The sequence below is a fragment of the Streptomyces sp. NPDC046915 genome (assembly GCF_040644935.1).
GTDB lineage: Bacteria > Actinomycetota > Actinomycetes > Streptomycetales > Streptomycetaceae > Streptomyces.
This window is the reverse complement of record NZ_JBEYXB010000046.1, coordinates 15,455-29,290: the sequence shown is the minus strand read 5'-3', so window position 1 is coordinate 29,290 and position 13,836 is coordinate 15,455. Positions and strand designations below refer to the sequence as shown.

The window sequence follows — 13,836 nt, the reverse complement described above, 5'->3', positions numbered from 1 at the left end:
GAGACGATGCACCAACGGCTGTTCTCGACGATGCGCCAGGCGCGGCTGGAGATCTTCCAGTGGCTCACCTACTACAACGCCCGCAGACGCCACAGTGCCCTCAAGTACCTCTCACCAGCCGAATTCGAACAGCAACAGCAGAGAGTACGTACACTCACGCTGGCAGCATGAACCCCCGTGTTCACACTCCAGGGGACGCCTCAGCTGACTCCACCTCCCGAATGCGCACCACTGGCAGAGCCCGACAGCCAAGCCGGTCCAGATCTCGAAGGTGACTGAGTCACGCCGGGAGCAAACGGGCCTGGACACCACCGGAACTTCTCTTGCTCGTCATCTCCAGGCGGCCGTTGACGCCATGCCGGGCTCGCTCCGATCCAGTCCACTGGAGCGCCCCCCTCAACCGGACCTGAGAGAGGACGCACGTTGGGACGCATGTTCAGGCGCGGGCTCATCACGCTCGTCGCCGTCGGCCTTGCTTCTTCCGTACTGCCAGCCGTCACCGCATCGGCGGCCGGCAGCCCACTGACGCTCGCCGTATTCGGAGACACGCCGTACGGCAGGTCGGCGTACGCGCCCGCGGGCCAGACCGCCGACACCTCGCAGTTCCAGAAGACCCCGGCGTTCATCGGTACCATCAACAGCGATCCCGCGGTCAGTGACGTCATCCAGGTGGGCGACATCCACTCGGGCAAGGAGTTCTGCACCGAGGACTACGACGCCTCGATCGCGACCGTGTGGCAGACCTTCGCCAAGCCGCTCCTCTACACACCGGGCGACAACGAGTGGGCCGACTGCCACAAGGCGTCGAGCCTCACCTCGCCCGGCCAGGGCGGTGGCTTCTACGACCCGACCTCCGGCGCGATCAACTACATCGGCACGAGCGGTCTGTCCACCAACCCCGCGGACTGTGTCAGTTACCGCTGCGGCAACCCGCTCGACAACCTCGCGAAGATCCGCCAGGACTTCTTCGCGCAGCCCGGCCACACCCTCGGCAGCGGCACACTGAGCGTGGTCTCCCAGGCCACCGCCTACGACCCGAGCCACCCGGGCGACGCCCAGTACGCCGAGAACGTGATGTGGGCACAGAACGACATCGTCTTCGTCACCATCAACGTGCCCGGCGGGTCGAACAACGACGCCGACCCCTGGTACAAGGTGCCGACCGCGACTCAGGCGCAGACCGACGAACGGACCAACCGGACCGCGGCCGACGTCCGCTGGCTCGATGCCGCCTTCGCCGACGCCCAGGCCAAGCACGCGAAGGCCGTAGTGATCTCCGCGCAGGCCGACATGTGGGACCTCGACGGCAAGACCAAGGACCACCTGACGAACTACGAGCCGGTCATCAGCGAGGTCGCGGCGAAAACCACCGAGTTCAACCGTCCGGTGCTCATGCTCAACGGTGACTCGCACCTGTACCGCTCGGACAACCCCCTGTCGTCGACGGCGACGTGCACCGGCGAGACGGACCCGGCCACCGGCGCCAGCGTATGCGCTCACGACCCGGGCAACAACGCGTGGAACGAGCACCCGTACTACAACGTCCCCAACTTCCACCGCATCGTCGTACACGGCAGCACGACACCGCTGGAATGGCTGAAACTGACTGCTGACCCCAACTCCAACTACCCTGTCACCAACACCACGTACGGCCCCTTCAGCTGGCAGCGGATGCCACAGCCGCAGCTGTAGCCTGCTGACCAGGCCCCGGCCACGCAGTCTGGAACGGACTCCGTGGCCGGTCGCGTTGCCTCCTATTGCGGTCCTCGGGAGTGTCAACTTAACGGCTGATCTTGGTTGTTGAGGTGGTCAGTGGTTGCTTGGGGTCAGTCGGCCGTCGAAGGCGATCTGGAAGGCGTTCAGCGGCGCTTTCCAGCGCATGGTCCACCTGCGTCGTCCCTTGCCGGTTGGGTCCAGGCTCATCAGCGCGAGATAGACACATTTGAGGGCGGCGGCTTCGGTCGGGAAGTGCCCGCGGGCTCGCACGGCCTTGCGGATGCGGGCGTTGAACGACTCGATCGCGTTCGTCGAGCAGATGACTTTGCGGATCTCCACGTCGTAGGCGAGGAAGGGGACGAACTCGGCCCAGGCGTCCGACCACAGCTTCACGATCGCCGGATACTTCTTTCCCCAGACCTCGGTGAACTCCAGGAACCGTTCCTCGGCCGCCTCGGCCGTCGGCGCGGTGTAGACGGGCCTGAGGGCCTAAGCGAGTTTGTCCCAGTCCTGGCGGGCCGCGTAACGGAACGAGTTGCGCAGGAGATGGACGATGCAGGTCTGGACAATCGTTCGAGGCCAGACCGTCTCCACCGCGTCGGGCAGGCCCTTCAGCCCGTCGGCAGACCAGCATCAGCACGTCCTCGAGGCCGCGGTTCTTCAGCTCGGTGAACACCTGCAGCCAGTACTTCGCGCCCTCGCCGCCGTCGCCGGCCCAGATGCCGAGGATGTCCCGCTCGCCCTCCACGGTCACCGCCATGACCAGGTAGATCGGCCGGTTGGCGACCTGCTGGTCGCGGATCTTCACGTTGATCGCATCGACGAACAAGACCGGGTAGACGCGGTCCAGCGGGCGGCTCTGCCAGGCGGCCATGCCCTCCATGACCTGGTCGGTAATGGTGGAGATGGTCTGCTTGGACACCTCGGCCCCATAGACCTCGGCCAGGTGGGCGGCGATCTCGCCGTGAGTGAGCCCCTTCGCGGACAGCGACAGCACCATCTCGTCGACTCCGGTCAGCCGCCGCTGCCGCTTCTTGACGATCTGCGGCTCGAACGTGCCCGAGGTGTCACGCGGCACCTTGACCTCGACCGGCCCGACGTCGGTCAGCACGGTCTTGGCCCGGCTTCCGTTGCGGGAGTTGCCGCTGCCCCGGCCGGCCGCATCGTGCTTCTCATAACCGAGGTGATCGGTGATCTCACCTTCCAGGGCAGACTCCAGGACCCGCTTGGTCAGCTGCTGCAGCAGCCCACCCTGCCCGGTCAGCTGGCTCGGTTGCGGGACCTGGAGCGCCGCTGGGTTCGCCCCGGACGGGCGGACCATGGCGGCGGCCTGTACGGAGAACGGACCGGTGCGGCTGTGGGACACCAGCGATCCGGTTGATCCCCGCCCTTTGGCTGGCTCTCTGCCGGGCACCGCAGCGGAGTTCGCTCCGCGCGGGCACCTGCTCGCCGTCATCTCGCCCAACGGCGGGGTACGCCTCTACGACGTGTCCCACCCCGCACGGCCGCGAGCGCTCGGTCATCTCGCCGCGGGCCACCACGACACCATCGTCCTCCTGGCCTTTACCCCGGACGGACACAGACTGGTCACCCACGAGGAGACCAGTGACCAATCGAGCGCCATCGGGGCGGACATCGGGGACGGCGACGGCAAGCTGCCGTTCGAGACCTTTGACGACGGCGTCCGCATCCGCACCTGGAACATCGACGACCCCCGGCACCCCCATGAGGAGGGCCGTGCCGCCGTGCTGGAGAAGAACGCCGGGGCCGGACCGCTGGCGCGCAGCCCGGACAGTCATCTACTCGCGGTCGTCGACCAGGACCGACGCATCCTGCTGTGGGACATCACCGACCCCACGCACCCGGTCCGGCGCGGCAGGTCCTTCGTCGGCGACGTGGTGACGTTTGCCCCCCCACGGCGACACGCTGGCCATCGGCAGCACCGACGGCACGATCCGCCTGTGGAACACCTCCGACCCTTCCCATGTCACCCCGCTGGGCGCCGCGCTGGACGCCGGCGGTTCGGTTACCGGCGCCGCGTTCCGGCCCGACGGGCATCGGCTGGCCGTCGGTACCGGCGATGGCATGATCAGGCTCTACGACGTCACCCATCCCGCGCATCCCACCACGGTGGGCGACCCCTTGGTGGGACACACCGAGGAGATCGGCACCCTGGTCTTCACACCCGACGGCCAGACCCTTGCCACTGGGGGCCTGGACGGCACCACCCGACTGTGGATGCTCAACGCCGAACAGGCCATCCACCGCATCTGCACGGCCACCGGAAGAGCCCTCACCCGTGACCAGTGGCGTCGCCACGTGGCGGAGGCCCCCTACCGCAACCCTTGCTCCTGATTGGCGCCCTGGTCCAGTTGGCGCCGCTGGCCCTACCCGTGTCAGCAACCGCGCGCCGCGGTCTGGCCCGTGGTTGTACCCCGACCACGAGTCCAGCCGCGGCAGATCAGCGCGCTTCCCCGCCGCCCTCATCGGCCGCGAGATCCAGGCGTGAATGGGTGGTGGATGGCAGCGGTTGGTTGCGCCGGTGGCCTGGCCGACGACCGAGCCGATGGTGCCGGGCAGCATGAGCACCTGGGTGACGTCGGCGAGCGCGGACTGCATCCGCTGGAGCAGTGCCTGCCCGCACCGGTAGCCGAGGCCGGCGCGGCGCAGGTACTCCTCCAGCGGCTCGCCCGGGTGGTCAGTAGCGGCGCAGCGTCAGGGTGAAGGCCAGCAGCGGGCGCCCGACCTCGGTGAGGGCTGCCCGGATCGTCAGCACAATCTGCTCGAAGTCGTGCCGACATCGGCCGCCGACCATGACCACGACCGCGACCGCGGTCGTGCGCATCGTCAACGTCACCCTCCACGCCGACGCCCCCAGCCAGGGGACGCCGAATGGGAGGAGATCGTCGAAGTGCCGCTGCACTCCGCCTCGGGTGAACTGATGGTGCGGGGCTTGATGGCCGACCTGGACGAGGAGTTGCCCGAGTTGTCCTTCGACGGTCCCGGCGACTACCGGCTGCGTGTCCATGCACGGGGCCGGGACACGGCCATCGACCTCGCCCCAGACGACATCACCGAGTGGTACCTCATCCAGGTATGGCCCGCACCGGCCCGGGAGGCCACGGTGCTCCGCCAGACCGACAGCTACGGAGCATCTGTCCGAGCACAGTAACCACCACCGGCTCGGTGCAGCAGCTCTGATGACGTGAACCCTGGACAGGCGTGCGCTGGTGCGGCGCCCGAGAGCCTTCGGGCGCCGCACCAACGGGATGCCGCAAGGTGGCCGCCATCGCACATGTCCAGGGGACGGCAGGCGTTGCCGGGGCGGTCTACTTGAACCAGTAGCGGACGCCGTGGTGGTGGGAGCAGGTGCCCTGCGAGTGCCGGGAGTAGGACAGGGAAGCGTCCGTGCACTTCGCGGTCTCGTACTTGTCCGCGGGCCTCTTGTGGTGCGTCCACCCGCACACCCCGGTGGTGTGGTGGATGCAGTGGTGAGCGGTGTTGGTCGACGGCAGCGTCGCCGCGGAAGCGGAGGGTGCGCTGAAGAAGACGCCGGCGACGGCGACCGCCACGGCGCAGACAGCAAGACGAGTGCGCAAAAGATCCCCCCTTTTTGAAGCTGAGCAAGTGCAGCGGGAGCCTATAGCGCTCTCAACTGCCTCCTCGCATCACTTTGCATCTCTTTACCCTGAGTTCGGATCGGTGCGCCCGGGGCCCGTAAGAGCACGGGGATAAGGAGGCGGCTCGCTGCTGAGCCCCTCCACGGCGGGGCGCGAACACGTCGCGGAGCCGGGACGTGTCGGGCGGCCGCGGACGACGACACCGTCCTCGCCTGACAACCGACGCTGGCCAGGATGCGGGCCACCGCGCAGGCAGACCGGCCCATACGCCCGGCGATTCGGGTGTTGCTCCTGGGCCTGCGCGGCGACAGTACCGCTCGTTCACCCTATGTGACGAGCCGATCGATTAGTCGTCGCAGGGCGGGGCAGAGGGCCCTGTGAAAGGCGGTGATTTTGCGGACGAGAGGATTCGCAGGTATTTCATCCGTGCCTCGCTGATGGGGCTGCTGACCGGAGCTGTGTTCGGCTTCGCCTCGGGAGGCATCTTCGGTGTTTTGGTGGGCGCGGGAATCGGCTTTGCCCTGGCAGCAGGCGGCGTCCTGTACTGGGGTGAACATGGTTGGTGCGCGCCGCCGCCAGCCGACAGGTGAGGTGCCACCAGGTCGTTCGGACGGCCAGTGCCTCAGGAGGGCTCGCCGGGTACCCAACCAGAGGACGGGCACGTCGACTGGTTGGCCGCACCTGCACAACTGACCTCGCGAGCGAGGCTCGACTGGGGGCGATGACGCCGTCAGCGCCTTCCACGCGGCGCTGGCCAGGGTGTGGGCCACCGCGCTGGCAGGCCGGACTACCCGGACTTGCGCCAGGAACTCGGTGCCTTCCGCTGCGGCTGGCCGCAGCTGCCTCAAGCATCAGGCCGCATCACGGGAGTTCTACCTCGAACGACTGGAGGTCGCCATCGATCTCCTGGTGCGCTGAAGATACTTACTGTAAAGGACAAGCTGATGCCGGGGGCGGCGTGTCCCCTGCCAGTACGGTTACCCCCCCGACGCGGCACGCCAGCCGTGCCACCGGCGGACGGCGATCACGAGCGCCGGACCGGTCGGCGGTCGCTGCCGGTATGGCGCGTACTTCTCCCGCAACAGGGCGACGGCCGCCGGGTACTCGCCCTGGTTGCCGGGCGGCAGCACGCGGGCGTCACCGTCCGCGCGGACCCACCACAGCCGCTCCCAGTCCTCGTCGTACGCGTCGACGAGCAGGCAGACAGCCGGGTGGGCCGCGATGTTGCCCAACCGTTTCAGCCGCTGCGACCTCTTCGGCTTCCAGTCGACGGCGGTGACGATCTCCTCGCCGTGGGCCGCGAAGACGACCGGCACCAAATGCGGGCGCAGGCCCGCGTCCACCGTCGCCAGGCGCGCCACCCGCGCGGTCGTGAACCGGCGGCGCGCCTCGCCCTCGGCCATGTCCGGCACGGTCAGCTCCTATTCAGCGGCAGCCGCGAGCTGTCACCGGTGGCCGGACGTGGCCTCGGCCAGTTCGTCCAGGGTCCGCAGCGTCTGGTTCTCCGGCAGGGTTGGCAGATACAACAGGACGCGTTCGACGCCGAGTTCGGCGTAGGTGTCGAGCGCCTTCCGGTCGTACCGGCCCGCGTACACCACGACGGACGGGCGGTCACCGGCCGTCCGCCGCATACGCGCGATGCGTTCACCCAGCTTCTCGAGCGGTGGATCGCTCGGCATCCACGCCGCACCGTACGCGGCGACGCGTTCGAAAGCGCGCTCGCTGTCGCCGCCGACCCAGATGGGCGGATGCGGCTTCTGGACCGGCTTGGGCCAGGCGTAGACGGGATCGAAGTCGACGAAGTCGCCATGGAACTCGGCCTTCTCCTTGGTCCACAGCTCGATCATCGCGCGGATGCGTTCGTCCATGAGCCGCCCGCGGACGGCCGGATCCGTCCCATGGTTGCGCATCTCCTCGCGGTTCCAGCCCGCGCCGACCCCGAAAACGGCCCGGCCGCCGGAGATCAGATCGAGGGAGGCGACCTCCTTCGCGGTGTGGATCGGATCGCGCTGGATCACCAGGGCGATGCCGGTGCCCAGGAGCAGGTCACGGGTCACCGAGGCGGCCGCGGCGAGCGCCACGAACGGGTCGAGCGTCCGGTAGTAGATCCGCGGCAGCTCACCGCCCCCCGGGTACGGGGACTCCCGCTTGACCGGAATATGCGAGTGCTCGGCCAGCAGCAGGGAGTCGAACCCACGCTCCTCCAGGGCGGGTCCCAACGCCTTGGGGCCAATGCCTTCATCGGTGACAAATGTCGATACTCCGAACTTCATCCGCGACCACCTCGTCTCGTCGGCACACCTGCTGTCAGTGTGACGGGGCCGGTCGCTCCTCGTCGGGCATGACCTCCCGCAGCGTGGCGTGGCGTCCGGACTCCATGCCCACTGTCACTGCCCGACCCACGCGTCCGCCGGCCGCTGCAGGGCCCACCTCGCGCAGCGCCGCAGTGGTGAGCACGAGAACGCCGGCCGATCGCACGCGGGTCGTCACGGAGCTCGTAGACGACGTCGAGCATCCGCGCCCGGCCCTCGCGACCGTGTGGCGGCCAGCGCGTCAGCCGCGCGGAAGGAACGGCTGCCCGGCCGTCCTCGTGCGGCTGAGCAGCCGGGATCATCCTGCGATGTCCTCGCCAAGATCCCCCTCGGGGGCATGCCCGTCATCCGCCGGTGACGGTGCTGGAGCCCGGCCTTCTCTGCGGTGCGCACGGCCCCGGTGACGGCCCTGGCGGTTCGGCTGTCTGGGGGAGGGCGTCCGGGCAGCAGCGGCAGGGCAAGGCCAGGCGGCAGGGCCTGGCGCCGATGCGGTGTCGTTGCCGGCGATGGTGCGATCAGGAACCGTGTGGGTGTTCCGGCTCCCCGCCCTCAGCGTCGAACACCTTGGTGAAAGTGGCACCGCACCGGCAGCGGGAGTGCTCGACCAGTTCTCCGTCATCCGATGCGCTCAGCCCCTGACTGAGTCGCACATGCACATGATCACCCATGATGAGCTGCTTCCCTTGACGCCGGTCAGTTCGCGTCATCGTGAGGCTTGCCCTTCCGGATGACAATGTCGCAGCTCACACAGTTCGCAACTGCGACATCGGTGCCCTGCGGCATGGGGGTGGGTTCTCCGTTCGGGGCGTGGACAGGCGGCCCGGGAGAACGGGTTGTGTGGTCGCCGCTCCCCCGGGCCGGTGCCCCCTACCGTGGCGTGGTGGCGGGCAAGGCACGCAACCCCGTTCCCCGGACGCGGCGTGAGGGCCAGCCGTGCCGGGCGCGACGGATGGCATGACGCAGCCGGCCCCGCCTCCTCTGGTCGCAGAAGGCGGGGCCGGGATGAGGGTGCCCCGGTCGGCAGTCGGTGTTTCGGGCCTGACCCTCCGCTCCCGCCGGTCAGTGGGCGGGTGCCGGATTCGCGCCGACCAGGTGGAGGACCGTAGTCAACAGGTCGGTTGTCGGCATCGTTCCGTCGAGTACGAGATCGGCCCGATGCCGGGAGGGGGCGACGTATTGCGCGTGGCGGTCTCGGCCGCTGAGCAGGTAGTTACGCAAGGAGACCAGCGGGTCTTGGCGCTGGATCTCGATCTTGCGCAGCAGCCCGCGGGCCAGGCGAACATCGTCGGGGGCATCCACGTAGATCTGCCAGGTGGTTTGGGCCGCGATCTTGGGCAGGGTCAGGGCGAACAGGCCCTCCACCACCACCATGCGGTGCTGTCCGCTGGTGGCCGCTGCCTCGAGCGCGGCAGCCGCGGCGTCCTCGTCGATGGAGCCGGGATGGTTCCAATCCAGCGTCTCGGCACCCGTGGCGCTCAGCGCGCGGACCCCGCGGTGCAGCTCGTGCGCGGGGACGTAGAAGTCGTCGAGGTGGATGAGAGCCGCAGCCCCGGGACGGTGCAGTGCCAGGGCCTTGGCGAGGGTCGACTTGCCTGAGGCGGTGCCGCCTGCGATCGCCAGCACGGGCAGTTTCCCGCCGGTTCCCGGGCTGGGGTTGGCCTTGGCCTGGTCGAGGACATGGTCGGCGGTTTTGGTGTGGGGTGGGGCGGTCATGGTTGCTGCCCTCCGGTGGGGTGGGGTGCGTCCGGCGGACACTTCCGGCCGGTCGCGCGGCAGCGTGCTCGGGCGGCGGGTTAGCGTGCAATCCATCGCGGCGCCGAAGCGCCCTTCCAGGTCGGGCGCGGGCTGGCAGCGCGCACGACCCGCCCCTGAGGTGGTGCCAGGGGCGGGCCGGCGAGGATGCAGGGTGCGGGTCAGGTGGTCACTTGGTCCGGAAGGCCGAAAAGCGGGAAGAGGCGGTCGGTGTCGCGGAATGCCGTGATGCCGGCGATGCGGTCACCGGAGAACTCGACGACCTGCAGCGCCCAGGGCGTGCAGCCGGTGCCGTCGGCCCGGGGCCGGTACTGACCGAAGGCGGGGGTGCCGTTGGCCACGGTCGGAATCAGACGAGAGCCGCGGCATTCGACGGCGGGGCCGGTCAGCCACGCCTGGATGTCCGGGACACCGCGCATCCACTTCGCGTACGACGGCGAGTTCCTCGGACAGCATCAGGTCGATGAAGTCGAGGTATCCCATCTTTCCCTCGTCGGCCCGCCGGATGTACTTGTTGATCGTTTCGGCCAGGTGGGACAGGCCGAGCTTGCCGGCCGTGCTGCGGATGCGGGTGGAGACCAGCTCGCTCAAGACGTTTCCCTAGTGCTCAAACGGGTGGTGACGGGGCGGGTGCCGGTCAGTTCGTCATAGGCCGACAGTGGACGTCGGCCGACCGGGACGGAAGCCGCGGGGGCGCCTATGAGTAAGGCCTGAAGCGGCCCGGCTTCCTGTTCCAGGGGCTTCGGGCGGCGGGGCTGGGCCGGGATGTCGCCGGTGGTGACCCGGCATCCGGCGCCGGTGGGCAGGCCGTCCCAGTGCTTGTCGTCGACCACGCAGACACCGCGGCCAACGGCTCGCTGGTGAGTGGCCAGCAGGGTCTGGCCGCTGCTGTCCGGGGTGGTGGAGTGCAGCGTGACCTGGGACTTTGTTGCCCGGACCTCCACCAGTTGGCGGGGGCGGACCCGGCGGGCGGGCACCGAGTAGAGGTTGCTGGCGAAGGCGACCAGACTGTCCTTGCCGACCGACCGAAGGTGTCGTTCGGCCACCAGGCAAGGGGTGGAGGGCAGCGGTTTGAGGGCGGCGTGGTCCCGGGCTGCTCTGTGCCCAATGATCTCGTGATGGGTGCCGTGGGTGCGGGCCCGTCGTTGCGGCACCCAGGCCATAAAGGCGGCGTCCATTTCCTCGAGCGAGGAGAAGGCCCGGCCGGCCAGGACGTGGTCGCGGATGATGAGGACCTGGCACTCGACGCGGCCTTTTCCGGTGGGGCGGTAGGCGGCCAGGATGTCGATGTCGAAGTCGTAGTGGCCGGCGAAGGCGACCGCCTCCGGGTGCAGCGGGACTGCCTCGCCCGGGGCGACATGCCGGCGGACGACGGTCTTGGTGCGGTCGTAGACGATCGTCATCGGCACACCTCTAATATGCGGGTCTCGCTGTCAAGCTCACGCGTCGGATCCGGGCAGGTCTGTGGTGCGGCAAGATGACCGTCGTGACGCTGACGTTTCCCTGTGTCTGTTGCGGCCATCTGACCCTGAGCGAGCCGCCCGGCTCGTATGAGACCTGTCCGGTGTGCTTCTGGGAGGACGATCGTGTGCAGCTGCGCTGGCCCGACTGGGCTGGCGGAGCGAACCAGCCATCCTTGATCGAGGCCCAGGCGAACTTCACAGAGTTCGGAGCCTGCGAGGAACGGTTCGTGACCAGGGTCCGGCTGCCTCAGGACGACGAGCCGCTGGATCCGAACTGGCGCCCCATCGTCCCAGGGCAAGACCGCTTCGAACCCCGCGGCAGACAGGAGGCACCCTGGCCAGACGACTGCACGGTCCTGTACTGGTGGCGCTATCGAGACGCTGGATTCTGGCGGCGCAGCAGTTGAGATGGGTCAGCTGGCTTCGCCATCCAGTCGGCTGAGGAGTCAGTCGAAGATCTGCTCGCGTGCGACCTGTCCCTTGGCCGCCGCGTCGTCCCGCTGGCGTTCGAGGGTCGGGCGGAACTCGATTGTGGTGACGAAGAACGTGCAGGATTCGCAGATCGACTCGAAGTGACAGTCCATCTCGACGGGGCGAGCGCAGTAGCCGTTGCCGAGCATCCGACGGTGCATCTCCCTGCGGAGCTTGGCCATCTCGGTTCCCTCCGCGTCGGCGGGCAGTTGGCGCGGGGCGTCGTAGAGTGCCTCGACCTTCTCGGAGACGGCGAAGTACTCGTCGGCGACGGTGCGGTCGGCCCGGCACAACCTGGCCTACTGACGGGGGCAGGCGGGGGATGCGGCGGGTGCGGCCGCTGCCTTCGCCGACGTGCTTGCAGACCGGGTGCGGGTGTTGGGGGTCGACCACCCCGACGCCCTCGCCACCCGGCACAACCTGGCCTACTGGCGGGGGCAGGCGGGGGATGCGGCCAGTGCGGCCGCCGCCTTCACCGACCTCCTTGCAGACCGGGTGCGGGTGTTGGGGGTCGACCACCCCGACGCCCTCGCCACCCGGCACAACCTGGCCTACTGGCAGAGCCGGCTCTCTCACGAGCCGGGCAGAGACGATCACGCGCCCAGTGACATCAATTCTGGGGAACATTGATCAAGCGAACCGGCTCTACGGTGACTCCCGAAGTCATCGCGAAACGGCATCCGCTGAAACCGGCACAGTCATGTTGCTGTGCACGCGACTGCGGATGCCGTTTCGACCTGACTGCGGACGTCACCCTGGCTGGATTCCTGCTGTGGTCGCTTCGCGGCGAGCCGGAGGCGGGTGGTTGCAGGTTGCGCGACGTGTGGGGGACCGCGCTGCTCGCGGGTCGGGCAGTCGGGCTTGACCTGCCGTGGTCGGGGGTTGCGGCTCTTGGGCGGGCCTGTGGTACGCCACTTGGCATCCGTGGTCGGGGTTCAGCGCCGGCTGGGCAAGGCCACGAACTGGGGCTTGCTCAGTACTCCGTCGGGCGTGCCCGGCCGGTGCCGCGCACGTGGTCCACTGGCAGGCCCTGCCCGGCCCCGGCGGGTTGCTTCGGTGCAGGTTCAGTGCTCCAGCAGGCGGCCGAGTCCGTTGGCCGTGAGACGGTTTCGACAGGTGTAATGGTGAGAGCAATGCTCACGACCTGTGGATCGGCCTCGGGGTGGACACGAAGGGCGTGCCTTCCCGAGTGATCGACTTCTGGTCATCGAGTAGGCCGACGTTGCACCGTCGGTCGGGAAGGCACGCCCGTGCTCAGCGTAGTAAACGCCGCTGGATCGACCGAGACCGGCTCCCTGATCGACGACATCCGGGAGGGTGCGCGGCGGATGCTGGCCGCCGCGCTGGAGGCTGAAGTCAACGCCTACATAGCCGAGTTGGCGGACCAGCGTGACGAGAGCGGACGCCGTCTGGTGGTCCGCAACGGCTATCACCAGCCGAGGAAGGTGACCACCGCGGCCGGGACGGTCGAGGTGAAGGCGCCGCGGGTCAACGACAAGCGCGTCGATGAGGCAACCGGCGAGCGCAAGCGGTTCACTCGGCGATCCTGCCGCCGTGGTGCCGCAAGTCCCCGAAGATCAGCGAGGTGCTGCCACTGCTCTACCTGCACGGCCTGTCCAGCGGGGACTTCGTGCTCGCGCTCGAGCAGTTCCTCGGCTCCTCGGCCGGGCTGTCCCCGGCCACCGTCACGCGGCTCATCCAGCAGTGGCAGGCCGACCAGCAGGCATTCGGCGAGCGCGACCTGTCCGCCACGGACCACGTCTACATCTGGGCCGACGGTATCCATCTGCGGATACGTCTGGAGCAGGCGAAGGCCGCGATGCTGGTCGTGATGGGCGTGCGCGCGGACGGCACCGAGGAGCTGATCGCCATGGCGGATGGCTACCGCGAGTCGTTGGAGTCCTGGGCCGGCCTGCTGCGGGACTGCCAGCGGCGCGGCATGCGCGCTTTGGTCCTCGCCGTCGGAGACGGCGCCCTCGGCTTCTGGAACGCGATCAACGAGGTCTTTCCCGAAACCCGCCACCAAAGGTGCTGGGTTCACAAAACGGCTAACTGCCTCGACAGCCTCCCGAAGTCGGCCCAGCCCGCGGCGAAAAAGGCCATCCAGGACATCTATAACGCCGAAGACCGCGAGCACGCGGCCAAGGCCATCGCCGCGTTCGCCAGACAGTACGGCGCGAAGTTCCCCAAGGCCGTCAAGAAGATCACCGATGACGAGGACGAACTACTGGCCTTCTACGACTTCCCCGCCGAGCACTGGATCCACCTGCGGACAACCAACCCGATCGAGTCGACCTTCGCGACCGTCCGGCTGCGGACCAAGGTCACCAAAGGGGCCGGCTCCCGAGCGGCCGCACTTGCGATGGTGTTCAAGCTCGTCGAGTCCGCCCAGACCTGCTGGCGAGCCGTGAATGCACCCCACCTCGTCGCCCTCGTCCAAGTCGGAGCCCACTTCGAACGCGGCTACCTCGTGGAACGGCCGCAGACGACCGCAGCATGAAT

At 68.5% G+C, this 13,836-nt stretch carries 14 protein-coding genes and 4 pseudogenes; 8 read left to right on the top strand and 10 right to left on the bottom strand.

Going from position 1 to position 13,836, the window contains the following annotated elements; genetic code table 11:
- The first annotated feature begins 6 nt into the window (after nt 1-6).
- Together ABZ915_RS47960 and ABZ915_RS47955 are read left to right on the top strand one after the other, a co-directional pair.
- A complete protein-coding gene (locus ABZ915_RS47960) occupies nt 7-171 on the top strand; it encodes an IS3 family transposase (protein WP_361817562.1) in 165 nt (54 codons plus the stop codon).
- A gap of 261 nt (nt 172-432) precedes the next feature.
- Nucleotides 433-1,692, top strand: coding sequence for a hypothetical protein (locus ABZ915_RS47955; RefSeq protein WP_361817553.1), 1,260 nt, complete (start codon nt 433-435; stop codon nt 1,690-1,692).
- Between the two features lie 117 nt (nt 1,693-1,809).
- Here the strand turns inward: ABZ915_RS47955 and ABZ915_RS47950 are convergent.
- Nucleotides 1,810-2,980, bottom strand: a pseudogene (locus tag ABZ915_RS47950) (IS256 family transposase); the annotation flags it as partial.
- Between the two features lie 641 nt (nt 2,981-3,621).
- Between ABZ915_RS47950 and ABZ915_RS47945 the strand changes: the two are divergent.
- A complete protein-coding gene (locus ABZ915_RS47945; RefSeq protein ID WP_361817550.1) occupies nt 3,622-4,071 on the top strand; it encodes a hypothetical protein in 450 nt (149 codons plus the stop codon).
- A gap of 343 nt (nt 4,072-4,414) precedes the next feature.
- Here the strand turns inward: ABZ915_RS47945 and ABZ915_RS47940 are convergent, their stop codons facing one another.
- Nucleotides 4,415-4,561 carry a hypothetical protein gene (locus tag ABZ915_RS47940; RefSeq protein ID WP_361817548.1) on the bottom strand — a complete coding sequence of 49 codons (147 nt, stop codon included), beginning with the start codon at nt 4,559-4,561 and terminating at the stop codon, nt 4,415-4,417.
- A gap of 66 nt (nt 4,562-4,627) precedes the next feature.
- Here ABZ915_RS47940 and ABZ915_RS47935 point away from each other — a divergent pair, with 66 nt between their 5' ends.
- Nucleotides 4,628-4,888: a hypothetical protein gene (locus tag ABZ915_RS47935; protein WP_361817545.1), complete on the top strand. Its 261-nt coding sequence runs from the start codon at nt 4,628-4,630 to the stop codon at nt 4,886-4,888.
- A 157-nt stretch (nt 4,889-5,045) separates the two neighbouring features.
- Here the strand turns inward: ABZ915_RS47935 and ABZ915_RS47930 are convergent, their stop codons facing one another.
- A complete protein-coding gene (locus ABZ915_RS47930; protein WP_361817542.1) occupies nt 5,046-5,315 on the bottom strand; it encodes a DUF3761 domain-containing protein in 270 nt (89 codons plus the stop codon).
- A 398-nt stretch (nt 5,316-5,713) separates the two neighbouring features.
- Between ABZ915_RS47930 and ABZ915_RS47925 the strand changes: the two genes are divergently transcribed.
- On the top strand, nt 5,714-5,926 hold the full coding sequence (locus tag ABZ915_RS47925; RefSeq protein ID WP_361817539.1) for a hypothetical protein: 213 nt from the start codon (nt 5,714-5,716) through the stop codon (nt 5,924-5,926).
- 387 nt (nt 5,927-6,313) lie between these two features.
- Here ABZ915_RS47925 and ABZ915_RS47920 read toward each other — a convergent pair whose 3' ends face one another.
- From ABZ915_RS47920 to ABZ915_RS47895, 6 genes and pseudogenes are all read right to left on the bottom strand, one after another.
- Nucleotides 6,314-6,739: a TIGR03668 family PPOX class F420-dependent oxidoreductase gene (locus tag ABZ915_RS47920; RefSeq protein WP_361817559.1), complete on the bottom strand. Its 426-nt coding sequence runs from the start codon at nt 6,737-6,739 to the stop codon at nt 6,314-6,316.
- Between the two features lie 42 nt (nt 6,740-6,781).
- Nucleotides 6,782-7,609 carry an LLM class F420-dependent oxidoreductase gene (locus ABZ915_RS47915; protein WP_361817536.1) on the bottom strand — a complete coding sequence of 276 codons (828 nt, stop codon included), beginning with the start codon at nt 7,607-7,609 and terminating at the stop codon, nt 6,782-6,784.
- A 1,098-nt stretch (nt 7,610-8,707) separates the two neighbouring features.
- Complete coding sequence (locus tag ABZ915_RS47910; protein ID WP_361817534.1) at nt 8,708-9,361, bottom strand: hypothetical protein; 654 nt, start codon at nt 9,359-9,361, stop codon at nt 8,708-8,710.
- 200 nt (nt 9,362-9,561) lie between these two features.
- Nucleotides 9,562-9,831 (bottom strand): annotated as a pseudogene (locus tag ABZ915_RS47905) (RNA polymerase subunit sigma-70); the annotation flags it as partial.
- Nucleotides 9,824-9,991 (bottom strand): annotated as a pseudogene (locus ABZ915_RS47900) (AAA family ATPase); the annotation flags it as partial. The pseudogenes ABZ915_RS47905 and ABZ915_RS47900, both read right to left, overlap by 8 nt.
- Complete coding sequence (locus ABZ915_RS47895; RefSeq protein WP_361817531.1) at nt 9,988-10,803, bottom strand: integrase core domain protein; 816 nt, start codon at nt 10,801-10,803, stop codon at nt 9,988-9,990. The pseudogene ABZ915_RS47900 and the gene ABZ915_RS47895, both read right to left, overlap by 4 nt.
- Nucleotides 10,804-10,877: 74 nt before the next feature.
- Here ABZ915_RS47895 and ABZ915_RS47890 point away from each other — a divergent pair, with 74 nt between their 5' ends.
- On the top strand, nt 10,878-11,270 hold the full coding sequence (locus ABZ915_RS47890) for a CPCC family cysteine-rich protein (RefSeq protein ID WP_361817528.1): 393 nt from the start codon (nt 10,878-10,880) through the stop codon (nt 11,268-11,270).
- Nucleotides 11,271-11,309: 39 nt separating this feature from the next.
- On the opposite strand, the gene ABZ915_RS47885 is transcribed toward ABZ915_RS47890, so the two are convergent.
- The gene (locus tag ABZ915_RS47885) at nt 11,310-11,627 is read right to left on the bottom strand and encodes a hypothetical protein (RefSeq protein ID WP_361817525.1); all 318 of its coding nucleotides are present in this window, start codon (nt 11,625-11,627) and stop codon (nt 11,310-11,312) included.
- 61 nt (nt 11,628-11,688) lie between these two features.
- Between ABZ915_RS47885 and ABZ915_RS47880 the strand changes: the two genes are divergently transcribed.
- Both ABZ915_RS47880 and ABZ915_RS47875 read left to right on the top strand, forming a co-directional pair.
- Nucleotides 11,689-11,964: a tetratricopeptide repeat protein gene (locus ABZ915_RS47880; protein ID WP_361817523.1), complete on the top strand. Its 276-nt coding sequence runs from the start codon at nt 11,689-11,691 to the stop codon at nt 11,962-11,964.
- Between the two features lie 620 nt (nt 11,965-12,584).
- Nucleotides 12,585-13,834, top strand: a pseudogene (locus ABZ915_RS47875) (IS256 family transposase).
- Nucleotides 13,835-13,836: the final 2 nt, after the last annotated feature.

Excerpts from the sequence above, each read along its gene's own strand:
- ABZ915_RS47895 (WP_361817531.1), bottom strand. The coding sequence starts at position 10,803 with ATGACGATCGTCTACGACCGCACCAAGACCGTCGTCCGCCGGCATGTC.
- ABZ915_RS47960 (WP_361817562.1), top strand. The coding sequence starts at position 7 with ATGCACCAACGGCTGTTCTCGACGATGCGCCAGGCGCGGCTGGAGATC.
- ABZ915_RS47955 (WP_361817553.1), top strand. The coding sequence starts at position 433 with ATGTTCAGGCGCGGGCTCATCACGCTCGTCGCCGTCGGCCTTGCTTCT.
- ABZ915_RS47920 (WP_361817559.1), bottom strand. The coding sequence starts at position 6,739 with ATGGCCGAGGGCGAGGCGCGCCGCCGGTTCACGACCGCGCGGGTGGCG.
- ABZ915_RS47890 (WP_361817528.1), top strand. The coding sequence starts at position 10,878 with ATGACCGTCGTGACGCTGACGTTTCCCTGTGTCTGTTGCGGCCATCTG.
- ABZ915_RS47915 (WP_361817536.1), bottom strand. The coding sequence starts at position 7,609 with ATGAAGTTCGGAGTATCGACATTTGTCACCGATGAAGGCATTGGCCCC.
- ABZ915_RS47910 (WP_361817534.1), bottom strand. The coding sequence starts at position 9,361 with ATGACCGCCCCACCCCACACCAAAACCGCCGACCATGTCCTCGACCAG.
- ABZ915_RS47940 (WP_361817548.1), bottom strand. The coding sequence starts at position 4,561 with ATGCGCACGACCGCGGTCGCGGTCGTGGTCATGGTCGGCGGCCGATGT.